Annotated in this window: 21 protein-coding genes, 1 tRNA gene and 1 riboswitch; of the genes, 10 read left to right on the forward strand and 12 right to left on the reverse strand. The window is 34.7% G+C overall.

The genetic code is table 11. The annotated features are described in order from the left end of the window. Positions 1–138: 138 nt before the first annotated feature. From RST01_RS00340 to RST01_RS00355, 4 genes are all read right to left on the reverse strand, one after another. Entirely contained in the window at positions 139–417 is a 279-nt protein-coding gene (locus RST01_RS00340) for a hypothetical protein (protein WP_147193381.1), read from the reverse strand. Positions 418–607: 190 nt separating this feature from the next. Beyond that, complete coding sequence (locus RST01_RS00345) at positions 608–1,945, reverse strand: murein hydrolase activator EnvC family protein (RefSeq protein WP_147193382.1); 1,338 nt, start codon at positions 1,943–1,945, stop codon at positions 608–610. Between the two features lie 719 nt (positions 1,946–2,664). Next, on the reverse strand, positions 2,665–3,846 hold the full coding sequence (locus tag RST01_RS00350; RefSeq protein WP_066787394.1) for a toxic anion resistance protein: 1,182 nt from the start codon (positions 3,844–3,846) through the stop codon (positions 2,665–2,667). Position 3,847: 1 nt separating this feature from the next. Continuing rightward, the gene (locus tag RST01_RS00355; RefSeq protein ID WP_184117476.1) at positions 3,848–4,489 is read right to left on the reverse strand and encodes a 5-bromo-4-chloroindolyl phosphate hydrolysis family protein; all 642 of its coding nucleotides are present in this window, start codon (positions 4,487–4,489) and stop codon (positions 3,848–3,850) included. Between the two features lie 270 nt (positions 4,490–4,759). Here RST01_RS00355 and RST01_RS00360 point away from each other — a divergent pair, with 270 nt between their 5' ends. The 3 genes from RST01_RS00360 (at position 4,760) to RST01_RS00370 (ending at position 5,825) form a co-directional block, all read left to right on the forward strand. Further along, positions 4,760–5,056: a DUF1033 family protein gene (locus tag RST01_RS00360; protein ID WP_147193384.1), complete on the forward strand. Its 297-nt coding sequence runs from the start codon at positions 4,760–4,762 to the stop codon at positions 5,054–5,056. Between the two features lie 203 nt (positions 5,057–5,259). Continuing rightward, complete coding sequence (locus RST01_RS00365) at positions 5,260–5,460, forward strand: cold-shock protein (protein WP_066787385.1); 201 nt, start codon at positions 5,260–5,262, stop codon at positions 5,458–5,460. 164 nt (positions 5,461–5,624) lie between these two features. Continuing rightward, entirely contained in the window at positions 5,625–5,825 is a 201-nt protein-coding gene (locus RST01_RS00370) for a cold-shock protein (RefSeq protein WP_066787382.1), read from the forward strand. Positions 5,826–5,948: 123 nt separating this feature from the next. Here RST01_RS00370 and RST01_RS00375 read toward each other — a convergent pair whose 3' ends face one another. From RST01_RS00375 to msrA, 5 genes are all read right to left on the reverse strand, one after another. Next, entirely contained in the window at positions 5,949–7,553 is a 1,605-nt protein-coding gene (locus tag RST01_RS00375) for an ABC-F family ATP-binding cassette domain-containing protein (protein WP_147193385.1), read from the reverse strand. 315 nt (positions 7,554–7,868) lie between these two features. After that, positions 7,869–9,374, reverse strand: coding sequence for a succinyl-CoA:acetate CoA-transferase ScpC (gene scpC / locus RST01_RS00380; RefSeq protein WP_147193386.1), 1,506 nt, complete (start codon positions 9,372–9,374; stop codon positions 7,869–7,871). 750 nt (positions 9,375–10,124) lie between these two features. Continuing rightward, the gene (locus RST01_RS00385; protein WP_147193387.1) at positions 10,125–11,189 is read right to left on the reverse strand and encodes a DHH family phosphoesterase; all 1,065 of its coding nucleotides are present in this window, start codon (positions 11,187–11,189) and stop codon (positions 10,125–10,127) included. A 100-nt stretch (positions 11,190–11,289) separates the two neighbouring features. After that, positions 11,290–12,093 (reverse strand): SH3 domain-containing protein, encoded by an 804-nt coding sequence (locus RST01_RS00390; RefSeq protein ID WP_184117477.1) that lies wholly within the window; start codon positions 12,091–12,093, stop codon positions 11,290–11,292. A 236-nt stretch (positions 12,094–12,329) separates the two neighbouring features. Then, the gene (gene msrA / locus RST01_RS00395) at positions 12,330–12,857 is read right to left on the reverse strand and encodes a peptide-methionine (S)-S-oxide reductase MsrA (protein ID WP_147193389.1); all 528 of its coding nucleotides are present in this window, start codon (positions 12,855–12,857) and stop codon (positions 12,330–12,332) included. Between the two features lie 112 nt (positions 12,858–12,969). Between msrA and RST01_RS00400 the strand changes: the two genes are divergently transcribed. Continuing rightward, positions 12,970–13,911: an LCP family protein gene (locus RST01_RS00400; RefSeq protein ID WP_147193390.1), complete on the forward strand. Its 942-nt coding sequence runs from the start codon at positions 12,970–12,972 to the stop codon at positions 13,909–13,911. 60 nt (positions 13,912–13,971) lie between these two features. Continuing rightward, complete coding sequence (locus tag RST01_RS00405; protein ID WP_244946626.1) at positions 13,972–15,192, forward strand: AI-2E family transporter; 1,221 nt, start codon at positions 13,972–13,974, stop codon at positions 15,190–15,192. 55 nt (positions 15,193–15,247) lie between these two features. On the opposite strand, the gene RST01_RS00410 is transcribed toward RST01_RS00405, so the two are convergent. Next, positions 15,248–16,423 carry an aminotransferase class I/II-fold pyridoxal phosphate-dependent enzyme gene (locus tag RST01_RS00410; protein ID WP_147193391.1) on the reverse strand — a complete coding sequence of 392 codons (1,176 nt, stop codon included), beginning with the start codon at positions 16,421–16,423 and terminating at the stop codon, positions 15,248–15,250. A 471-nt stretch (positions 16,424–16,894) separates the two neighbouring features. Here RST01_RS00410 and RST01_RS00415 point away from each other — a divergent pair, with 471 nt between their 5' ends. The 4 genes from RST01_RS00415 (at position 16,895) to RST01_RS00430 (ending at position 22,718) form a co-directional block, all read left to right on the forward strand. Beyond that, positions 16,895–18,856, forward strand: a complete 1,962-nt coding sequence (locus RST01_RS00415; protein WP_184117478.1) for a methyl-accepting chemotaxis protein — start codon at positions 16,895–16,897, stop codon at positions 18,854–18,856. Between the two features lie 56 nt (positions 18,857–18,912). Continuing rightward, a riboswitch (SAM riboswitch) is annotated at positions 18,913–19,017 on the forward strand. Positions 19,018–19,093: 76 nt separating this feature from the next. Next, complete coding sequence (gene metA / locus RST01_RS00420) at positions 19,094–20,002, forward strand: homoserine O-acetyltransferase MetA (protein ID WP_147193393.1); 909 nt, start codon at positions 19,094–19,096, stop codon at positions 20,000–20,002. A gap of 78 nt (positions 20,003–20,080) precedes the next feature. Next, positions 20,081–22,030: an elongation factor G gene (locus RST01_RS00425; RefSeq protein ID WP_147193394.1), complete on the forward strand. Its 1,950-nt coding sequence runs from the start codon at positions 20,081–20,083 to the stop codon at positions 22,028–22,030. A 196-nt stretch (positions 22,031–22,226) separates the two neighbouring features. Then, entirely contained in the window at positions 22,227–22,718 is a 492-nt protein-coding gene (locus RST01_RS00430; RefSeq protein WP_147193395.1) for an NUDIX hydrolase, read from the forward strand. A gap of 111 nt (positions 22,719–22,829) precedes the next feature. Here the strand turns inward: RST01_RS00430 and RST01_RS00435 are convergent. Together RST01_RS00435 and cbpA are read right to left on the reverse strand one after the other, a co-directional pair. Then, positions 22,830–22,902: transfer RNA gene (locus RST01_RS00435), tRNA-Lys, on the reverse strand. Between the two features lie 79 nt (positions 22,903–22,981). After that, positions 22,982–23,635, reverse strand: coding sequence for a cyclic di-AMP binding protein CbpA (gene cbpA / locus RST01_RS00440; RefSeq protein WP_147193396.1), 654 nt, complete (start codon positions 23,633–23,635; stop codon positions 22,982–22,984). Between the two features lie 248 nt (positions 23,636–23,883). On the opposite strand from cbpA, the gene RST01_RS00445 reads away from it, so the two are divergent. Beyond that, positions 23,884–24,870: an NAD(P)H-dependent flavin oxidoreductase gene (locus tag RST01_RS00445; protein ID WP_147193397.1), complete on the forward strand. Its 987-nt coding sequence runs from the start codon at positions 23,884–23,886 to the stop codon at positions 24,868–24,870. Positions 24,871–24,931: the final 61 nt, after the last annotated feature.

Here is a 24,931-nt window from a genome sequence, read left to right on the forward strand (position 1 = left end):
ATTCCTTTTTCTTCATTCATAATAATCAACTATGTTAGATATTAGAAAATCAACAGAATTGCCTTTATTATTTGAAAAGAGGTGAAGCTGATTTGAAAAAATAGATCACTTCACCTAACAATTGATGAGGAACCTTTTTTAATAAGGTACAATGACTGCAGTTATAAAAATTAGTATACCTAGTAACAAGTTAAGTATTTTAACTATATACCATGGAGACTTTTCTAGAATAAAGTCAAGTATAAAATATATAATGAAGCTAATAATTCCTACATCACCAAAACCTGGATTACTTGTAGCATCACCGAGATCATTCATTGTTTTTTTCAGATACTTATCTTGAGTGGCTTTACTATACTTGAAACCACCATAAATAATAAAAAGTCCAATGAGACCTAAAATAATTTTGAAAATCATTTTTTCACCTGTAGTTATCATTATTGTTAGTAAGAGGAGCGCTTTTTAGATTTTTAGATAATCAAAATCTTATTTTACATCTTTGAATTAATGTTTAAATTAAATAAAAAAGGGCTATTCATTAGAATAACCCTTTTTTATTACATAATTTTAGCAGTGGTGGAGACAAAATTCATTTTTTCATTCTGCATTAAAATGAAATGTAACGTAAAGGATTTACTAGTCCCACTTTTTGCCCTTGCCAAGATGTGTTATGCATTTCAAAATGTAAGTGGCTACCAGTTGAACGGCCAGTAGAACCCATATAACCAATTACTTGTCCTTTTTTAACAGATTGTCCAACGCTTGTATTATAACCGCTTAAATGCCCGTATACGGTTGTCCAAATATGCCCGTCAATTGAGTGAGTAATCATTATTACATTCCCATAAGTAGATAATGGGCTTGCGCGGAAGACAACGCCATCTGCAGCAGCAACGATTGGTGTACCTTGTACATTTGCAATATCTGTTCCGTAGTGGACTTCAGCACCTGCACCAATATCACGGACACCAGAGTTAGAAGTTATAGTGCCAGTTGTTGGTCTAGTCCAAGTACCGCTTGATACATTAGATGAAATTGCTGGTTCACTGTGCTTGGAAACCGAAGCTGTTTTTGCAATACTTGGTTTTTTTACATGTGAATTTGTTTGTCGGGCTGATTTAACTTGACGAGCTCTTTCAGCTTCCTGACGAGCTACTTTTGCTAAACGTGCTTGTTCTTTTACGATGCTTGCTTGTACTTTCTTGCTAATTGTTAGTGCCTCTGAATATTCCTTTTCAGCTAACCGTTTACCAGCTAATAATTTAGCTTGTTCTGCTTCTAAACGATCTATCACTTTATTTTTATTTTTCTTTTGACTTTCTAATGAATTTCGTAATGCTTTTAATTGATCGCGATTATTTTGTTGTTCAACAAGTTTTTGTTTGAGTTCTTTTTTTTGTTCTTCAAGTTTCTTTTTATCATTTTTTTGTTCATTTATAATATCACGATCAGCGGCTACTAATGTATTGACAGCTGATATTCTGTCTATAAAGTCAACAAAACTATCAGAACCTAGTAATACATCTACGTAACTAACAGAGCCACCATTTTCTTGAATAGAGCGAGCTCTATCCTTCAATAAAGCATCACGTTCTTTTATGTTTTTTTCTAATTTCGTAATTGATGCATTTAGTTTTTCTATGTAACTTGTTGTGGATTCAATTTCTGCGAGGACTTTATTGATCTTTTTGTCCATATTATTTATTTTTGAATTTAGCTTGTTAATCTGGTTCATGAATACATCAATTTTAGATTTCGTTTGATTTATTTTTGAAGATTTTCGTTTAATATTTGAAGATAAGTCCGATTTTTTTTGATTTAATTCTTGTTGTTGTGTTTTTAAATCATTCAACGATTCCGCGCTAGCGCTAACCGATGGAATTGCTACAGTTAATGCTAATGTTGCTGCAATGAATTTGTTTAAATTTTGTGATTGTGCTTTCAATTAGTAACCCACCTCTAGTTAAATTAAATAATATCTCTTTTAATAAATATCTATTTACCCACAGCAAAAATCCAAGATATAGTCTACTCCCGTTGGGCATTTCGAAATTTAACGCTTTATGTACAACGATCTCATCCTGTTATTCTTAAAATGTAATCCGTACTATCAATTTTCACCTCTATTTCTCTGATCCTCTTTTTTCAATAAATCCATTATATCTGTTATATTCCATTTCTTTCATTACAGTTTTTTTAAATATATGGTCAGATCACTCCTTAAATTGTATTATCTGTCATATAGGAAGTCGGAGTTAAATATTTTGTTCATCTATTTATGTTTTTATGTAGAAAGTGATAGAAGGTAAAGGAGAAATAAAGGAGCCTTAGTTTTGTTAAGAAGCTGGGTAAACAAGTAAATCTAAAGGCTGAAAAAATTTTAGAAAGAGTAGAACTAAAGAGAGTACTTAAGAATCCTAAAGCAACAAATGTTTATATGGAGTATGTTGGAATCAGAGACGGTTCATTCCGGTTATATGTATCAGACAATGGTTTTGTATGGATTGATGTGGATGGGAGATATTATAAATTTGTAAATATAAAAATTATTAACGATTTATTATGCGAAATAAAAAAGCAATGGCCTAACGAGCATTGTTTTTTAATTTACTTTAGTATGAATGAAAAAAAGACCAGCTTCTAAATGAAGCTGGTCTTTAGTATTTAGTTTTCTCTTTTTTGTTGTTGATTTGTATGGATTGCTAATAAACGCTGTTTTAAATCTTCTTCCATTCGGGCAATTTCAATTTCGGCCGCTTTCCGTTTTTGGCGTCCGTCCTGTTGGATTTGCAGCGTTTCTTCTATAGTGGAGATAAGATTTTCTTGTGTTTTCTTGAGTGTATCGATTTCAACTAATCCACGTTCGTTTTCTTTGGCTGTTTCGATAGTGTTTATTTTTAGCATTTCAGAATTTTTGAGAAGCAAATCGTTAGTTGTTTTCGTTACTTCTTTTTGTGCTTCCACAGCTTTGCGCTGGTTATTAAGCGTTAAAGCGATGGCTATTTGATTTTTCCAAAGCGGAATTGCTGTCATAATGGATGATTGTATTTTTTCAGCAAGCGTTTGGTTTGTTTGCTGAATCATTCTAATTTGAGGCGCAGTTTGAATAGTGATTTGGCGTGACAGTTGCAAATCATAAATTCTTTTTTCAAGACGATCTACAAATTGAGTGAGATCGTTGTATTCTTGTACATCCATTTGGTCTTGTGAATTTTCAGCTTTTTGTCTTAATTGTGGAAGAAGGTCAGTCATAATTTCTTCCTTTTTAAGTTCAGCAGCTGCAATATAAACATTCAGCGCTTTAAAATAGGTTTTGTTTTGCTCATATAATCCGTCAAGCATATGAACATCTTCCACTAAACCAGCCTTAGAATGTTCGAGTTGAATGCCTATGCGATCGATTTGAGTGCTCAGTTTTTGATATTTTGTCATGAGTTCTTGAATTGAGTGCGAAACGCGACTAAAGAATTTTCTAAGTCCTGTTTTCTTTTCTTGGTGCAAAGCTTCAGGCTCTAATTCATTTAGTTTATCCATTAAACTTTTCAAAACATCTCCGACAGGACCTATATCTTTTCCTTGGACATGATCAAGCATTTGATGAGAGAAACGTGACAATTCAGTTTGTGCGTTAGCCCCATAAGTTAAAATCGCTTCATAATTTCCAACTGGAATTTGTTCGGCTAGTTGCTTTGCTTTTTCTTGCTCTTCTTTTGGCAATGTATCGAGCATTGTCTTTTTAGTTTCATTTGAAATTGCCTTTGTTTGAGCGGGCTCCGGCTGCAAATCAAAGGGATTGCTAAGTAAATCATCTATTGAATGTGAAGTATTGGAAGGTGAATCCTTCATGCTAATTCTCCTCTCGATGCATCAATTTTTCTTTTGGCGTTGTGTTCAGTTTTGCAAAATCCAGCTCCATTTTGAGCTCTTCAATATCGGATGCCAGAACTGTCTGTAAATCCTCTTGCATCACGTTATTCAAGCTTTCTAATGTATCTCGTGTCTCTTGTAATGTTAAATGTACATCTGCACTTTTGATTGGCTGCGTGGAGAGAAGAGCATACTTTTCAGTTAATTCGCTTGCAGAGTGAATATGTGCATAAAAAAATTGTTCTGCCTGGTAAAACTTCCTTGGGTTTTTACGTACTATATTAATGATTCTTTTTGCCATCCGATTCATTTCTAACAATTGCTTAAATATAGAAATGGAACGAATCTTCGTATAACAGCGATTAATATTTCGAAGCTCAGTGTTCGCTTCACTCAATTGCATTTCGATATGTTTATATTCTGAATGGGTCAGACCCCATTTTTTTAAAAATCGAAACTGCTGTACATATTTTATTGCAATATTTGATATCCCATAACCAACGACACCTAACAACGTACTGATTCCAAAATTCACGTCAAACCATAAGCTAATTGACCATGTCGCAACCATCACGAGGATATTAAGTATATGTCGAATTGTTATTTGTTTAAGGTTAAGCATTATTTTATCTCCTCCTGCCATAATATTAAATACGAATGATTGATTAGAAAGTTTCATTATTCACCGAAGGATTTGTTTTATAATTTATTTGTTTCTATTATTTTAATCTATTCGTTGGATAAATGCGAAAGGGAACGCTTAGGCAAATATTTTGGCATCCAACGATTCACGTAATACAATGAAGTAAATTCCTAAGGAAGAGAATAAAGCTTTTTAGACAACTGTTATGTATACGAATTGTTGAAAAGTAAAAATGAAGGATTGACAAGCATGTACAAGATAATTTATATGAAAGCAGACTATGAACCATGGTGGCAATTTGACGGTTGGGAGCAAACAATACAATCAGTAAAAGAGTTTGATGATTTAGCAGAAGCAAAGAAATATTTGGAAAATATATTAACAAATTTTGAGAATGAATTTCCATTTAAAGCGATGAAAAAAGAGCGTTTTTGGGCATTTTGGTCTGAAGATGAAATTGAATTTTGCGAGGCCTGTGATGAAGATATCCAGACGTACCATGGGGTCGTGTGGGAAGAAATAGGGCAACACACTAAAAAGTTATAAACTTTTTGAAAAATCACCAAAATTGTTGACATTGGAAATTAACGTGTTATACTTAATTTAACAAATGAAATTGATTTACCGCAAACTTCCATTCACATATTACAAAAAGTGATCGGCTTGTCTCGGTACTTTCTGTAATATGTGAATTTTTGTTTTAGGTAATGATTTTTATTTGTTCACTTTATTTTTGGAGGTTTTCTCACATGAAACAAGGTACAGTAAAATGGTTTAACTCAGAAAAAGGCTTCGGTTTTATCGAAGTAGATGGCGAAAACGATGTTTTCGTACACTTCTCAGCTATCCAAGGTGATGGCTTCAAAACACTTGACGAAGGTCAAAAAGTAGAATTTGAAGTTGTTGAAGGTAACCGCGGACCACAAGCTGCAAACGTTGTAAAACTTTAATTCACAACTAACAGGGGTAACTTGTTTACCCCTTTCCTTTAAATAGATAGTTTTATATTTATATATTACAAAGAGTAGCTTATAAAAGATGCTTTTTGTAATATGTAAAATTTTAATTTCGATTGAAACTTGCGTATTAAATTTATTTTTGGAGGTTTTCTCACATGAAACAAGGTACAGTAAAATGGTTTAACTCAGAAAAAGGCTTCGGTTTCTTAGAAGTTCAAGGTGAAGATGACGTATTCGTACACTTCTCAGCAATTCAAGGCGAAGGCTTCAAAACTCTTGAAGAAGGCCAAAAAGTAGAATTCGAAGTTGTTGAAGGCAACCGCGGACCACAAGCTGCAAACGTTGTAAAACTTTAATTCTTTCAAAAGCATCCTTTGTGGATGCTTTTTTTATTTAGTTTTTAATAGGAAGAGAAGAGAGAGTAGGAAAGTACAAAAACCACAATAAAAAGTGTGTTCATTTAAGAACACACTTTTTATTTAATCTAATTTATTTGCTTCTTTCCATTCAAGGAATTCATCATACGAAAGTTGTTTATCTAAAATAGAGCCATCTTGACGAATTTCAATAACACGATTTGCAATCGTTTGGATAAATTGATGGTCATGAGAAGTGAAAATCATAGCACCTTTAAAGTTAATTAATCCTTCATTTAGCGCTTGAATGGATTCAAGGTCCAAATGGTTAGTTGGTTCATCTAATAAAAGTACGTTGGAATGAGAAAGCATCATTTTAGAAAGCATACAACGAACTTTCTCGCCACCTGAAAGAACAGCAGGGGATTTCTTTACTTCTTCTCCAGAGAAGAGCATACGGCCTAAGAAGCCACGTAGAAATGTTTCTGTTTCGTCTTCTGGTGAAAATTGACGTAACCAATCAACCAATGTTTTTTCATCACCTTGGAAGAAATCTTCATTATCAAGCGGGAAGTAGCTTTGAGAAGTAGTTACACCCCATTTGAATGATCCTTCGTAGTTTTCGTCTTCTCCAGCAAGAATTTTAAGAAGTGCTGTTTTTGCAAGAGCATCGCCGATTAAGATAATTTTATCTTCTTTATTCATTGAGAAACGTACATCTTTAAATTGTACTTCATCCTCAATTGATTTACCTAGGCCTTCAACAGTTAATACATCATTTCCAATTTCGCGTTCCACTTGGAAGTTGATATACGGATATTTTCGGCTAGATGGTTTGATATCATCCAGTTGGATTTTTTCAAGCATTTTCTTACGGGAAGTAGCTTGTTTTGATTTGGATGCATTCGCAGAGAAACGTGCAACGAATTCTTGCAGCTCTTTTATTTTTTCTTCTTTTTTCTTGTTTTGATCATTTAGCATTCTTTGAGCAAGTTGGCTTGATTCATACCAGAAATCATAGTTCCCAACATAAATTTGGATTTTGCTATAATCCAAATCAGCAATATGCGTACATACTTTATTCAAGAAATGACGGTCATGGGAAACAACGATTACTGTATTTTCAAAGTTAATAAGGAATTCCTCTAACCATTGAATAGCTTTTAAATCAAGATGGTTTGTCGGCTCATCCAATAGAAGAACATCGGGTTTACCAAATAGGGCTTGCGCTAACAAAACTTTTACTTTTTCGGATCCTGTTAAATCACGCATTGTCATATAATGCATCGATTCAGGAACACCTAATCCTTGTAAAAGAATAGCTGCATCAGATTCAGCTTCCCAGCCATTCATATCTGCAAATTCACCTTCTAACTCAGCGGCACGAATACCGTCTTCATCAGTAAAAGGATCTTTCATATAGATGGCATTCTTCTCTTGCATCACATCATATAATCGTTTGTGACCCATCATTACTGTTTCTAAAACTTGGTAGTCCTCATATTCAAAGTGGTTTTGTTTTAAAACAGCAAGACGTTCATCAGGATTCATGCTGACATGGCCATCTTGTGGTTCAATATCACCTGATAATATTTTTAAAAATGTTGATTTACCTGCACCATTGGCACCGATTAAACCGTAGCAATTTCCTGGTGTAAATTTAATATTTACATCCTCAAACAATTTACGGTCGCCATAGCGAAGTCCTACGTTACTTACTTGAATCATGTATGTAAGTACCTCCTTATTCACAATGTATCTATTATATCACGGAAAATAAGAAAGCCAAACCCTCAAGTAAAAACTGTGTTTCAGAATCTAATACATTCTGTTGAGATAGGGAAAAGCAGCTAAATATTAAAAACCAGCTTCTAAATTCGCTCCTTTATTAGTAATTCAAAAATATATTTCAAAAGAATAGAAAAATAATTAATTTGAAGAAGCTGCTAATTGTTACCTCTTTAATTTTCTCTTACGATTGCTTCTAAAACTACTCATCTTAAAATAAAAAAAGAAGAGAGTAGTCTACTCTCTTCAAAAAACTTATTTTTTCATTGAACCTGTTTTTTCTAGACGTTCATACATTTCAAATGCTCGACTTAAAATATGTGGTGTTTGTGCATTGCCAGTTGCTTCAACAGCTGCATTATAATATTCCCATAATTGTTCTTTAAAGTCAGGGTGTACGCAGTTATTAATGATTAGCGGCACACGTTCTTTTGGTGCTAATCCACGAAGATCCGCAACACCTTGTTCTGTAACAAGTACATCAACATCATGTTCTGTATGATCTACATGGGTAACCATTGGTACGATAGAAGAAATGCTTCCACCTTTAGCATAAGATTTTGTTATAAAGATACCTAGGCGCGCGTTACGAGCGAAATCGCCTGAACCGCCAATTCCATTCATCATTTTGCTACCTGATACATGTGTAGAGTTAACGTTTCCATAAATATCAGCTTCCAGGGCAGTATTGATTGAAATAAGGCCTAAACGACGGATTAATTCAGGTTGGTTTGAAATTTCTTGTGGACGTAATACTAATTTATCTGCATATTTGTCAAGGTTACCGTACACTTCTTTTCCTTTTTCAGCGGAAAGAGTAATAGATGTTGCTGAAGCAAAATCTACTTTACCAGCATCAATCAGATTGAATACAGCATCTTGCAATACTTCTGAATAAACTTCTAAATGTTCAAATTCAGATTCTTTGAAGCCATCTAGAACAGCATTTGCGACAGATCCTATACCTGATTGGATTGGTGCTAAAGTGTTTGTTAAACGGCCAGCTTTAATCTCAGAACGTAAGAAATCTAAAATATGGTTAGCCATAATTTGAGTTTCTTCGTCTGGTGGAACAATTGTAGATGGTGCATCAAGGTTTTCAGAGATTACAATTGCTTTTACTTTAGATGGATCGAGCTTAATGCCTTTTACACCTAGGCGGTCAGAAGTTTTTGTCAATGGGATTGGTTCACGGTTGCCTTGTTCTCCTGGTACATAAATATCATGCACACCAATTAAAGATTCGGGCTGTGCTACATTCAGTTCAATAATAATATTTTCAGCAACTTCCGCAAGAATAGGATTGTTACCGACAGAAGTAGTAGGGATTAAATAGCCATCTTCTGTGATTGCAGTAGCCTCAATAATAGCATATTTGAATGTACCAAAAATATTTTGACGATATTGCTCAGCGCCATGAGATAAGTGCATATCAGCAAAAAGAATTTCACCATTGTTGATTAAAGTTCGAATACCCTTATCCGCTTGGAATGGTCCACGTTTGCGAATCCCACCAGCTATAGCTAAGTCGTGGTCAACTTCTGGTCCCAATGAAGCGCCAGTGTATACATCAATTTTAAATTTCTCATTTTTAGCGCGTTCAACTAAGGCAGCTGGTACTACTTTCGCATCGCCTGCACGAGTAAAACCACTCATGCCTACTACATCGCCATCTGAAATGAGAGCAGCAGCTTCTTTTGCTGACATAACTTTGCCAGCTAATTCTTTCATTCCAATACGATTTTCAAATGTTGCTTCCATTTTTCATTACCTCCTAAGTGTATTGTTCTTCCAACTTGTTATGATAATATATTAATTCAAGTTGAGATTGAATGCTAATATGATATATATGAGTCTATGTAAATTGAAATGTAGGCTGAATCATTTATAACATTCTGAACAATAAATGAAATCGGTTTCTGTATATATTTTTACATATGCTAATCTTTTTATCCACTATTTTTTTCTAAAATTTTTTTAGACAATAAAAATTATTTATAAAATTCAGTTATTTAAATTCATTTAATCATCTTTTTTTCTTTTGAATTTGCATTTTAATTTCCAATTTTATAATCCCAAAAAAAGAATAAAACCTTTGTAAATAAAGAGATTAAACTAATAAATGATATTAGAATAATGGAATAATTTTATTTTTTATTTAAAAAAGGAATTTATTACAAAATGTGAATTTTAAAGTAATATATTTTATACTATATTAATTTGATTGAATTAGAAGATTAAAGTGCTTTTTAGAATTTTGTTGCAAAAAATAGAAAATCCATGGAAATTAGAAGCTTATATTTGTGTGTGTTATCGAAAGGCGTCTAAAATTAGCAAATGATAAGATTTGTATAAAATTATATTAAAATTATTTTTAAAAATATTTTCCTGGGTGACATGAAATTTTAGAAATAGATTATTTTGTTGAGTTTTTAATTTTTAAGTGCAAAAAAATTAAAGCCCTCCTTAAACATTCGAAATGCTAAAGAGGGCAGGATGATATAGGATTATTTATCGTTCTGAATTAGCTTTTAATACAGCTTGTAAAAAATCAATGCCTAATTCTGAAAGGTCACAGCCAGAGGCATTTGGATGACCACCGCCTTGATAAGCTTTGGCGATGTTTGAAAGATTGACTTTATTGCCGATTGAACGTAAAGATACCCGATTTTTAACAAGACTGATGATAAAAACAGCATCAATTTCTTCGCAATATTTTTCTGCCAAAAAGTTTCCTAATTCACTATAATAGGAATCCGTTTCCACAACCCCAATATTTAGTGTTCCTTCATGGCCTTTCAAATTATACTCTTTTACGATCACCATTTGTTTTGACTTTTTCTTCAAAACTTTTTGAAGCTCTTCCTTAGAAAATTCTAAATAAGCTGAGTCCTCAGGTGTAAACAATTCGCCGTGTATAATATAATCTAAACGGGCTTTAATAAATTCATGTCTCCGCCTTGCGTAAAAAATTGTATTTAAGTCTGCTGCTTCTTGTATTGATAAAATATGCCAGTCCCATGTATCATATAAACGGATTTTTTCAACTAATTGAACTAACCGGTTATAGTATGTTTCTTTTTCTTTAACGGTATATTCGTTAGTACTAATTGAGCTTTCAAGAGATTCATCTTCTTCCATTTGAAGGAGAGGAGATACTTCATAATCAGCTTGGTGCAAGGCCTTGAAAATGAGAGTAGTAGCAGACATTTTTACATCATTTAATGTAGGAATTACCGAAGCCCATTCATAATCATTTAAAGCAATCGCTGATTGGTGATGATCAATTAACACAATATACCGTCCATCTGGATGTTTGTTTATTTGATCAATCATTTGCGCAGTTTCATCATTTACGCTGAGGTCTGTAATAATCAGTAATTCCTGATCATTCAGTTCATTTAATTTAACTTGTACAGTTTCATCAACTTTTCGGGTTTCTACATAATAAGGGGTATGTGGGATTCCATAGGCACGGAGGACAATGGATGGACCTACTCCATCTAAATCTGTATGAGTGATAAGATGAATATGTTCATAATTATGCAGTTTTTTAGGCAATTTTTTAAAATTCAATACTTTCCACGCCTTTCTTTCAAAACATAGCTCTCATTATAGCATTATTTGAAGCAGAAAAAAAAGTCGGTCATTCTCTAAAAGAATGACCGACCGTCTTTTACTTGAAAGCAGAAATTTCGGTGATTGTTTTTCCGTTTGCTACCTCTTTTATAAGACCAATATTAGGAGCATAGTAAGAATAATTCTTTCCTTTTCCGTTTTTCACCATCACGACGTGTTTGAAGCTGCCGTCTTTCGTTTTAACTGTTTGGTTGGTACCAAGAACTTTCATTACTTGGCCATCGGAACCTTGCCATGTTTGTTGTTTTTTTATAGGGTATTTAATAGCCAATGTTGCAATACCATCTTCTTTATAGCCTGTAAATAGCCCTTTTGTTGTTTCATATTCCATCATGCCATAGTTGTCCGGTTCAGCTTTATGTAGCCAAAAGTTTGTAACTGTACGATTGTCGGCATACACTTTTTGGAATGTTGATTTATGTGTTTCTTTGAATTCCGATCCTTTATTAAAAGGTGTTCTATATTCATATGTCTTGTTAATATTTCGTGCATAGTGCGTGTTTTTATGGGGAGCTAATGAATGGAGATCACTTGTTTTAACATAGCCTTTACCAAAATAAAGAGAAACCTTTGTCCATCCATTTTTGGTTCCTTGTAATACCGCAATACCTTGCCCTTTTTTTAATTTCTGAATGACAGAGCTTTTGGCTGAAGGCTTTTCGTAGATCTTTGTATTTGTTGTTGCTATTTTAAACGATTTGAGAGAAGCGGTTGTATATGGATCCTTAGTTGTTTTAGAGACCGCAGATGCATTGGATTGTGCTGGCTGCGCTGCAATAGAATATGTCCCAAATGTAAATGTAGAGAATAGAGCCATCGATAATAGTATTTTTCTTTTCATGTTCATTCCTCCTCAATCATCTATATGTATTTATTCCACAAATCATGTCGTAAGATTTAGGTTAATACTTTTCTATAACCTATTGAGAAGTTTCTAAACGTAAAATTAAAGGATTTATCGGATTAAGAGAGAATAAATAGGGGAAGTCTTATAAAATGCTTACTATGTAACTAAACTAAAAAAGGCCTACATTAAAGTAGAACCTTTCCTTGTGTTTATTCGTTTATATAGGGGTATTACCAGTTGGATTTAATAAATTCATCTCGACCCGATTCTGCGCGATCTTGTTGATAATGATCTGGATTCTTTTTATAAAAATCTTGATGGTAATCTTCAGCAGGATAGAATGTCTCAGCTGCCCTTATTTCAGTAACAATCGGTTTTTGGAAGCGGCCGCTGTTTGCTAAATCCATTTTTGATTTTTCGGCTGATTGTTTATGTTCTGGCTTATGATAAAAGATTGCTGTACGGTAACTGCTTCCGCGATCTTGAAATTGGCCTCCATCGTCAGTGGGATCAATCTGTTGCCAATAAATTTCAAGTAATTTTTCATACGGGAAGATGCTTTCATCAAATACAATTTGCACAACTTCTAGATGACCAGAAGTGCCTTTTTTTACGTCCTCGTATGTTGGATTTTCTAAATGGCCGCCCATATAGCCTGAAACAACACTTTCTATGCCATCCCATTCAACAAAAGGTTTTACCATACACCAGAAACAGCCCCCAGCAAAAGTTGCAGTGGAAAGTTTTGTAGTTGTCATAATTGTGGCCCCCTATAATTGATAGTATTCATACTTGATTGTTTTCTATCTTTAGTATGTAGTTAATATAATAACTTTTTCAAAAGTAAGTAGCAATGGAAGGAGAAGCATTATGAAAGAAACAAGACATAAGCACATACGCAAGAAACGGAAATTAAGAAAAGGTAGAGTCTTTTTCTTACTTATCGTTGTAGTACTCATAGCAATAGGAGCATTTGCGTTTACTCAATATAAAGCAGGATTGAATCTAGCGAAAACATCAGGGGATATACAGAAAATCGCTAAATTTAACGGAGATCCACAGACTAAAAAAAATGTAGAAAATATATTATTGCTTGGCGTCGACTCAAGAGGCGAGGCTAACTCAAGAACCGATTCAATGATATTGGTTTCAGTGAATAAAGATACAAACAAAATTAAAATGGTCTCATTTATGCGTGATATTTATGCAAACATCCCAGGATATCAATCGTACAAGTTAAATACAGCATACTATCTAGGAAAAGTAGATTTATTAAAAAAGACGATTCAAAATATGTTCGACGTAGAGATTAACCATTATGCATTAATTGACTTTAAGAGTTTTGAAAAGTTAGTGGATATCGTCGCTCCGAATGGTGTAAACGTATATGTTGATCATGATATGTCTGAAAACATTGGTGTTTCATTAAAGAAAGGTGAACAAACGCTAAATGGTAAGGAATTACTAGGGTTTTCTCGTTTCCGTCATGATAATAAAGGTGATTTCGGTCGTGTTGATCGCCAGCAAAAAGCATTAGAAGCACTAAAAAAAGAAGCTATGTCACCAAGAAACTTTAAAAATTACCCAAAATTACTAGGCGCTATTCAAGGATATGTGCAGTCAGATTTAACAGATCAGCAAGAACTTGCATTAATGCTTTCTATCATAAAAGGAGGCAATCCAGATATTACGCGATTAACTATTCCAGTGCAGCATAGTTATGAGTATGGTTATTATCCTCAAGCAGGCTCAGTCCTCAATATTAATATTGAGCAAAACCAGCAAGCCTTAGATAAATTTCTTGATTCTTAGCAATTAGAAAGGGTTATAATGGTTGTAGACATTGTAAGCTCGCAAAGAGGGGGATCTTGATTGCAGACAGAGAAAAAATCATTTTTTACCACTCGCTTCATCCAATTTATGGGTGGTAAAAATTTGTTATTTGGTTTGATTACTTTATTATTAGCAGGTTGTATTATTTGGATTTATGATAGAATATCCTTCATCTTTTATCCGATCGTTGTTTTTCTAAGAACAGTCGTCCTGCCGGTTATATTAGCGGTGATTGCTTACTATTTATTGAGGCCGATTCTTAAAATTCTCGTAAAGTGGAAGGTTCCAAAAGTGGGCGGTATCTTCTTGATTTATATTGTAGGAATTGGATTAATCTCTCTCTTTGTAACACTCATCTTTCCATTTTTAAAAGAACAATTTATGAATTTGATTCAAGAATTCCCGAGCTACTTTATGCAGGTAGTACATTCTGTACAACACCTTTTGGAAGACTCAAGATTAAGTGAAACACTTGCAAAATATAATTTTGATTTAAATTCTGTGTTGAATAATATCTCGAATCAGCTTAATGAAATGGTAAAAGATGCGAGTAGCGAGATTGGGACAGGTCTAGCTAGCGGAGTCACCGGATTTATATCAACCTTAACAGGAATTATCTTGGCCATTGTTACTGTTCCATTTATTTTGTTCTATCTTTTAAAGGATGGTGAAAATTTACCGAATTATCTATTGAAGCTTTTGCCTCCACGCATGAGAAAAGATACTGCTCATGTTTTGCATGAAGCTGACCATCAAATTAGTAGCTATATACAAGGACAAATCCTAGTGGCCATTTGCATCGGTATAATGGTGACTATTGGATTTCTAATCATTGGCTTACCGTATGCAGTTATATTAGGGGTATTAGCGATGATGACAAGCGTAGTGCCATATTTAGGTCCTGTTATTGCCATTACGCCTGCAGCAATCATTGCAGTTGTCAATGCTCCTATCATGTTACTGAAGTTGGCTGTTGTATGGACGATTGTCCAATTAGTGGAAGGGAAATTTATTTCACCTCAAATAATGGGGAAATCCCTACATGTGCATCCAATAACAATTATCTTTGTATTACTGACATCTGGATCGCTATTTGGCGTTCCAGGAGTGGTTTTGGGAATCCCAGGGTATGCAGTCCTCAAGGTACTCGTATCGCATCTATTCTATCTATTCAAAAGACGTTACAATAAATATAACGATCAGCCTTCACTGAATTATGAACTGGATGATTGGGCAAAACATAGAGAAGAAGAGAAATGAAGTAAAAAATAAAAATATCCTGCTGATGAAAACGTATCATCTGCAGGATGTTTTTTTATGCGTGCACTTTATTGAGTGTTGCAAGCCGTCCAATTGCATCTTGAAGCAATGATTCATCTTGCACAAGTGCAATTCGAACATAATTCTTACCAGCTTCTCCAAAGACAGAGCCAGGTACTAGAACAACCCCAGTTTGCTCTATCGTATCAAATACAAAGTCAATATCATTTAGCTCTTGATTAGGATATTTAGCCCAAATAAACATCCCACCATTTGAAGGCGTAACATTCCATCCAAGCCCTTCTAGTCCTTCAACTAGGATTTGATGACGTTTTTTAAAGATACGGCGTAATCTTTCAGTAATCTCTTCAGCATGATCTAATGCTACACATGCTGCATCTTGTATTGGTTGGAAGGTGCCAAAATCGAGATTTGACTTTAACTCATGGAAAATAGAGATAATCTCAGCATTCCCTACGATATATGCAATTCGCGCACCTGCAAGGCTAAAGCTTTTGGATAGCGAGTTAATTTCAATACCTACTTCTTTTGCACCCTGCGTAGCCAAAAAGCTTATCGGACGATCTCCCTCAAAGTAAAACTCAGAGTAAGCAGCATCATGAATAACTATAATATTATACTTTTTGGCAAATTCAACCACTTCCAAGAAAAATTCTTTCGAAGGATTTGCTGGGACAGGATTACCTGGCAAGTTTAAAATAAGCAATTTGGCCTTAGATGCGATTTCCTCTGGTACTGCAGAGAAATCCGGCAGGAACTGATTTTCTTCTAAAAGAGGCATATAATAGGGGATTGCTCCAGCCAAATGTATTCCTGCATCATATGCTACATATGCAGGGTTTGTTGTGAGTACATAATCTCCTGGGTTGCAAAATGCTATCGGTAGATGGATTAAGCCTTCTTGCGATCCCATTGTTTGAAGAATCTCCGTTTGAGGATTCAATTCCACATTTGATCTGCGTTTATAATAATCAGCAACAGATTGTGTAAACTTCGCTGTGCCGCTTAAAGTATAGCCATACGAATCAGATTTAGCTGCTTGTTTTGATAGCTCTTGGCGAATTCTTTCGTCAGGTGGCAGGTCAGGACTGCCGATGCTTAAATCGATTAAAGACGTTCCCATCGCTGCCTTTTTATTTGCGGCAGCTTTTAAATCTCCGAATATGGCTCTTTTAAACATAGCCATTTTTGATGAACGTTCGATTTTCATTGAATTCACTCCTAATCTTATTAACACTCTATGAGCTTACTATATTTACACTCATAAAGAGTATAGAACGAAGCTAAACTAGAGAGAAAAAATAGAACTCTCATTAGTTAAACTCCGTTTAATTTTTATATAATTTTATCACGATAAGCTGCTATAATACAGATGAAATTAGTATGATACAGATGAATGAAGTTTTATTATTTTTAGTAAATTTAATTTATTCGAAAAGTTTTAACAAATAACGAGGTATATTTGCATAATTTTTGATATACTAATGGGGAAGTTAGTCTATGTGTCTAAATAACTATCATTATAGTTTTGTTAGTGAAGGTAGAGTGTATTTTTGATAGAGCAGCTTCTTATTAATCGGCTTTATTAAAAACTATTTATTTTTAACACATAGAGGTTAATTTCAAGCTTTATAAAAAGAAGCCTTTGCTCTAATTAATAAGTATGAAAGGAGTTAGTGTGATGGGGAAAACGATAAAGTGGAAAATTATTAGTGCAGTTATGGTATTGGTACTAATTAGTCTAGTGGTTTTGAATCTATTTAGTACATATATTGTTAATGAGAAAACTAACAACAATCTTATTTCACAAAGCAAAGCAATAGTAACAGAGATGTCGGCATCTATTGATTACTTTTTACAAGGATATGAAAAAGGTGTTGTTCAATTTTCAGCAAATCAAGAGCTTGAGGGAACTGCGAAACAAATCAACCTAAAACTTTCAGAATTTTTAGATAATTATGACGGAGCTACCTCTGTTTATTTCGCAAAACCTGATAAGCAACTTGAAATCCAGCCTTCTGTAGAATTAGGAGATGATTTTGATCCTACAACTAGAGAATGGTATACAAATGCTGTGAATGACCCCAAAAATGTTTTTTGGACAAAGCCTTATTTAGATGAAGCCACCAAAACATATACCATTACTGCAGCTAAAGCAATAGAGAAGAACGGTAAGTTAATTGGTGTTGTAGGTGCAGATATCCTACTCTCAGATTTATCGAAAGAATTGTCAAAAAGAAAACTTGGTTTTGACGGTTATCCAGTATTAATTGCAGAGGATGGGACAGCTATTGTTCACCCTTCAAAAGAAGGAAAAAGCTTAAGCCGATACAGCTATGTGAAAAAAATGATGGTAAACAAAGAAAAGGTTGGTGTGGTGGAAGCATCAAATCAAGGCAAAAAAATGATTACGGTGTATAACACATTACCTAACTTGAATTGGAAGGTCGCTGCTGTTTATGAAAAGGAAAAAGTAGAACAGGCAGCACACGATATAAGAAACTTCTTTCTTATTTTTTCTATTATATTATTAGCCCTTTTATTTATTGTCTTAATTCTTATTATTTCTTCAATTACTAGACCTATTGCTGTTTTAAGAAAGTTAATGGACAAGGCATCTGGCGGAGATTTAAATGTTGCTGCAACCTATAATGGTTCTAATGAAGTAGGACAGCTATCGAATGATTTTAACTCCATGATAAACAGCATGAAATCCATTGTTCAAGTGGTAAATCGAACATCGCAAGAAGTAGGCCACCACTCTCAGCAACTTAACAAGCTTGTCGAAGAAACAACAGCTTCGAGCGAAGAAGTGACGGCTGCAATCGGAGAGATTGCTAAAGGAGTGAGTAACTCAGCTGAAAAGTCAGATCTTGCATTTGAACATGCTAATGCTTTAAGTAATCAAATTAACCAAATAAAGAATAAGACAATATCAATGCAAGACATTGCTGAACAAGCACAAGGAGTTAACAAAGAAGGTCAATCTCAAATGGAACAATTTCAGGCTGCCTTTTCTAGCTGGGAAAGTAATCTAATTAGTATGGCGGAAAAAATTGCATCTTTGGAAAAACAAATACTCTCTATTGATACAGTAATGGAAACCATACGAAATATTTCAAATCAAACGAATTTGTTGGCTTTAAATGCAAGCATCGAAGCGGCTCGAGCTGGTGATCAAGGGAAAGGGTTTGCAGTTGTAGCAGAAGAAGTAAGAAAATTAGCTGAGCAAACAGCTAAAGCCACAGAAGAAGTAAGAGAAACAGTACAGGCTCTGCAAAGAGAATCCAAAATAGTCACTGAACAAATGCATTCTACGAAAGACAAATTTCAAGATCAGTTGGTTGTGGTAGATTCTACTAGTGAATTGTTTAACAATATCTCTTCTTTAGTTTTACAGTTAGAAGAGGCTATTGATAATATTTCAAATGACACATTTAAGATCACAAGCTATAAAGATGAAGTAATAGACATGATTCAAGAGATGACAGCCACTTCTGAAGAATCAGCTGCAGCTTGTGAGGAAGTAAGTGCCTCTTCTTCCGAACAATTGGCAGCAATTGAAGCAGTTTTAAATTCGGCAGAGAAGCTTTCACACTTGAATAACAAACTTTCTGAATCAATCCAAAAGTTTAATTTATAGTTTTTAATTATTTGAATTTTTATAATAATCATGTTACGATCAATATAATTTTATATTTCTTATCAAGAGAAGCTGAGGGGAAGGCCCTATGACGCTTCAGCAACCTCTGTGTATGCAGAAAGGTGCTACATCCTGCAAGATTAAATCTTGGAAGATAAGAGTGCACGCATATCAATGCCCCTTTTCTTCTTGTAAGGAAAAGGGGTTTTTGTTTTATAAAGAAAAGGGGGTTATTTAATGCCAATTAATATTCCGAAAGATTTGCCGGCAACGGAATTATTAAAAAAAGAAAAGATTTTTGTCATGGATGAAAGTAGATCAAATCAACAGGATATCCGACCGCTTAACATTGCTATTTTAAACCTAATGCCCGAGAAAGAAAAAACCGAACTGCAGCTTCTTCGACTTTTAGGCAATACACCATTACAGGTTACTGTTACATTTTTACATACCGCTACGCATATCTCTAAAAATGTTAGCAAATCTCATTTAGATACATTCTATAAAACATTTAATGAAGTAAAAGAGTTTCGTTTTGACGGATTAATTATTACAGGTGCTCCAGTTGAGACGTTGGCCTTTGAAGAGGTGGATTACTGGGAAGAGATGAAAGAAATTCTTGAGTGGTCCAAAACTAATGTCACGACAACACTTCATATATGCTGGGGAGCGCAAGCAGCGCTTTATTATCATTATGGAATTGATAAATACTCATTAGATCAAAAATGTTTTGGTGTTTTTCAGCATACTGTTCAGGAGTCAACAGCAAAACTAATACGAGGGTTTAATGATGTGTTTGTAGCACCACATTCACGCCATACTTCTGTTTCGGTACACGCAGTGGAGGAACATCCTAATTTATCTGTACTCTCTAAATCAGAAAAAGCAGGTTTGTTTATTGCTATATCAAACGACGAAAAAATGATTATGGTAACAGGTCATTTAGAATATGATGCTGAAACTTTAAGTGAAGAATTCAAACGCGATTTGGCTAGGGGTAATGACATAGCTATACCGAGTAATTACTATCCAGACGATAACCCTAATAATCAGCCGTTAAATACCTGGCGTTCGCATACACATCTTTTGTTCTCAAACTGGCTTAACTACTATGTTTATCAAGAAACACCTTATGAATGGGCATAGGTTAACTCTCATTCTCTATTGCTTATCTTTCTATTTGTTATAATAGACGAAAGAAGATACAAGAAAAGAGGATTATATGTGTTTGTGACTATTGGTATTTTAGCGCATGTGGATGCTGGAAAAACCACCTTATCCGAAAATTTATTATATCAATTTAATAGCATAAAAGAACGAGGTCGGGTGGACCACCAAAATGCTTTTCTAGACCATCATGCCATTGAAAGAGAACGGGGCATTACGATTTTTGCAGAACAAGGAAGGCTTGAAATGGGAGACGATACATATACCATTATCGATACGCCAGGGCACGTCGATTTTTCTCCAGAAATGGAGAGAGCAATCGCTGTAATGGATTATGCCATACTTGTTGTTAGCGCTTTAGATGGTGTACAGGGACATACAGAAACAGTTTGGTCTTTACTTAGAAAACATGACGTCCCCACCTTTATTTTTATTAATAAAATGGATGCAGATACAGCAAATGGTGAGGCAGTTTTACATGAGTTGCGGCAAAACTTGTCAAAGAACATTGTTCCAATAACAAACGAATTTACAAATGGTAGAGTATCAGATCAACTGATTGAATGGGTAGCAGAGAGAGATGAAGAAATACTTGAAAAATATTTCAACCAATCTCTGCTTGAAGGGGATGTAAAGAAAGCTTTTCAAAAGATGATGATAGAAGGAAAGGCTTTTCCCTGTGCTTTTGGCTCTGCCTTAAAAGATGAAGGAATTACCGAATTCTTTGAGCAAATTATGCTTTTAGCGAGAACCAGCTATGATGAGGCACTGCCATTTTCAGCGAATGTGTTTAAAATCCGCCATGATGATAAAAAGCAAAGAATTATATTTATGAAAGCACAAGCAGGAAAGTTATCGGTTCGAGATGTACTTGAACTAGGTGGAACCCCTGAAAAAGTAACCGAAATTAGGCTTTACAATGGGAATGATTATAAGGTAGTTAAAGAAGTGCAAGCAGGAGAAATATTTGCAGTGACTGGCATTTTAAATGCAAATATTGGAGATGTCGTTGGAACAAAGAGCATTGCGCAAATGCCTTTTGAACTCATACCAACATTGCAATCTACTGTTGTGAATGATGGGACTGATCATATTAAGGACGTATTAGCATGCTTTAGATTATTAGAAGCAGAAGATCCTTCTTTAGAAGTCAGTTGGATAGAGAGATTTCAAGAAATCCGTGTTCATGTCATGGGAGCTATTCAACTTGAAGTACTGAAAGAAGTAGCAAAACAGCGTTTTTCTCTCGATATCCATTTTGAAAGCCCCCAAGTTTTATACATGGAAACCATCAGTAATACTGTAATTGGGTACGGTCATTTTGAGCCGTTAAAACATTATGCAGAAGTACATCTTCTGATGGAGGCAGCCGAAAGAGGTGCAGGCATATTATTTGAAAATAGATGCCATGATGATGATTTATCTACCGGGCATCAGCGTTTAATCGAACATCATATTTTTGAGAGGTCGCATAATGGACTTTTAACAGGCTTCCCTCTAACAGATGTCAAATTTACATTACTGACGGGGCGTGCACATGAAAAACATACAGAGGGTGGGGATTTTCGTGAGGCCACTTTTCGTGCAATACGGCAAGGACTCGAAAAAGCGAGTATTCAATTATTAGAACCATACTATTTCTTTAAAATGAAGACAGACCAAGTTCATATCGGACGAATGATGACAGATGTTCAGCAGGCAAGCGGTACTTTTGAAGCGCCGATTATGAATGGTAATCAAGCTATTTTGGAAGGAAGGGTACCTGTCTCTACGTTTATGGATTATAGTACTGTATTTGCTGCATATACAAATGGCAAAGGTGCAATAACATTGAATTTTTGCGGGTTTGATCAATGTCATAATCCTGAAGACACCATTGAAAGAATTAATTATCGAAAAGACGCTGATCCGGAATATTCATCATCCAGCATATTTTGCGCGAGAGGCAAGGGGTATGCTGTTCCTTGGGAAGAAGCAGAGCAAAACATGCATTGCTTGAAAAAATGATCGATGAAATCGTCAAGCGTAGATTAAAGTAAAACACAAAGTTATAATTGAAAAGGAAACCTTAGCTAAGGTTTCCTTGTTTTTTCTCAAAATAGAAATACATAATACTTTTTATAATAGTATATGATAATATACAAATTATAATATTCAGTATATTTTAAAAACGTTTGTTGGAATTGTTTTTTGGAGGTGAAATATGACAACTACCTATGCAGAGTGGGGAGAAGCTAGAGTTAAATTAACTTGGAAAAAAGACTGCTTACTTCCCTTAATTAATGAAATTACAAGTGTACATGGTTTTTGCTTTTACGATGATAATTTTTTGTTGGTTGATTTAAAACATAGAGGATGGGATATTCCTGGTGGACATATTGAAGCTGGTGAAACACCAGAGGAATGCTTTAAGCGGGAGGCGAGGGAAGAAGCTTATATTGATGGGGAGTGTACTTTGTTAGGATACATTATTGTTGACCATAGTGAAAATCCTGCATGGACAGATGACAGCCCATATCCCCAAATAGGATTTCAGGTATTTTACAAAATGGAAATAACAAGTCTACTTCCGTTTGAAGGAAAGTATGAATCTACACAACGAATATTTATAAATCCTGAGGAGGTTTCAGCGTATCATAGCGAATGGAATATTCTTTTTCAAGAAATATTAGATTATGCAACATCTATACAATAGAAGAATTTCTATTAGGAAGCTAATAAGTAATAATTCATTCATTCATAAAAAAGACTGCAGACAAACACAAACTAGTGTCTATCTACAGTTTAGATATCATGAAAATTTGTATGGGCGTAGTGGGAGTCGAACCCACAACCCCCTGATTAAGAGTCAGGTGCGCTGCCAATTGCGCCATACGCCCGTTTGCCTTAATGACATATATAGTGTAACGCCGAATCCCTATAAAGTCAAGAGGCAAACTTGGTTATATTGATACTGTACTAGTGATGCTCAATCTTATCTTTTTTAAATATCTCAACATCTACAAGGCGGGCACCAGCTTTATGCAATATCCCCTCAATTTCCTTGACTGTTTGATCTGTTGCTCCTTTGGCTAGTGTCACGATAACTCTCCTTAAGTACCAATCATCATCATCAATAGAGAACACGCAATGGACAGGCCATTTTTTGCGGATCACTGATAAGGTTTTTGCAAGGATACCTTCTTGATCTGGCAAAGCGATCGTTAACGCACAGCTTCCTGTCTTATACCCCCATGCTTCTTCTAATAGTTCAAAGACACGAGAATGTGTAAGAATACCAGCAAAATTATCGTTTTCATCTAGTACCGTTAAATATGGCAATCGCTTGATTGTAAAAAACACTTCATAAAATGAGCTTTCCATTCCGATAGTACCATCAGGATCTGCCGCTAAATCCCCGATAGGAATATCTTCATCATTACCATGTTCTAACTTATACTCTAAAATTGCAACCTTAAAGGCATTCCCAACAAACTTTTCTTCTTTATCATCTAAAATTGGAATGCAACGATAACCCGAGGAGTAAAGCTTTTTTAACACAGATGAAATTGAATCACTTTCCTTGCAAAAAATAACATCATGCTTATTTACATATTTTTGTTTGACAATCATTGTATGACCTCCAAATTCTGTTTAAACATTTTTATTTGCAAAAGAAGCATCACGGCTAATAAGCCGAGAGAGTATTTAACCCCTCTCAAAAGCATACTCGCTATCATATGCATGAGCTTTTTTAACTATTCCCTTATAATTGATTTTACAATCCTCATTATGATAATTAAATAGTTTTCTGTACAAAAATTCAGAATTGTGTAATATTATAGTAGAGTAAAATTGGATAAAGGAGGCTATTAAGTAAAATGTCGTATAATCATAATAGTGTAAAGGAACGCCTAAATTCTATGGAATTGCCTGTTATTGCTGCCCCTATGTTTTTAGTGTCTGGAATTGAGTTAGTTGTAGAAGGATGCAAATCGGGTATAGCGACCACTTTTCCTTTATTAAATGCAAGAACGAATGAAGAGCTAGAGAAGTGGATGAAAGAAATCACTTTACAGTTAGAGGATGCAACAAAGAAAGGAAGTACTGTTGCACCATGGGGAGTCAATTTGATTGTACATCATACAAATACACGTTATCACGAGGATGTGGAATTGGTAAAAAAATATCAGCCTCCTCTGGTTATAACATCTTTGGGAAAACCAACTGATATTGCAACCACCGTACATGAATATGGAGGACTTGTTTTTTCGGATGTCATCAGCATAGAACATGCGAAAAAGGCAATGGAAGCAGGGGTTGATGGACTTATATTAGTATGTGCTGGAGCAGGTGGTCACGGAGGTACCTTACATCCTATGGCCTTCGTGCATGAAGTGAAAAAATTCTTTAACGGGATTATTATTTTAGCGGGATCTATATCATGTGGGGAAGATATACTTGCTGCTCAAGTAATAGGTGCCGATTTTGCCTATATGGGGACAAGACTAATTGCTACTGCCGAATCGATGGCAAGCGGAAAATATAAAGAAATGACTGTTGAAGCAAGCGCCAGCGATATTATTTATACGGATAAAATTAGTGGGGTGAATGCAAACTTTATTGTACAGAGTATTGTCAATGCTGGGTTAGAGCCAACTGATTTACAAAAGCCTCAACAATTAGAAATTGTACACAAAGCTGATGAGGCAAAAGCCTGGAAGGATATTTGGAGTGCAGGTCAGGGAGTTGGCAGCATAAAAGAAATTTTGCCAGTTTCAGAGCTTGTTGCTCAATTATTAGATGAATATCAAACAAGTATAGAAAAAATAGTCAAAAAGCAACTGGTAAAGATAAACGAAGCTTAATAGTGAGGGAAGCTTTTATGTCAAAAAGACATAAAAAGCTTCTTTTTTTGTTCTTTTTAAG

It is taken from the genome of Rummeliibacillus stabekisii, from assembly GCF_007988965.1.
GTDB classification, from domain to species: Bacteria; Bacillota; Bacilli; order Bacillales_A; family Planococcaceae; genus Rummeliibacillus; species Rummeliibacillus stabekisii.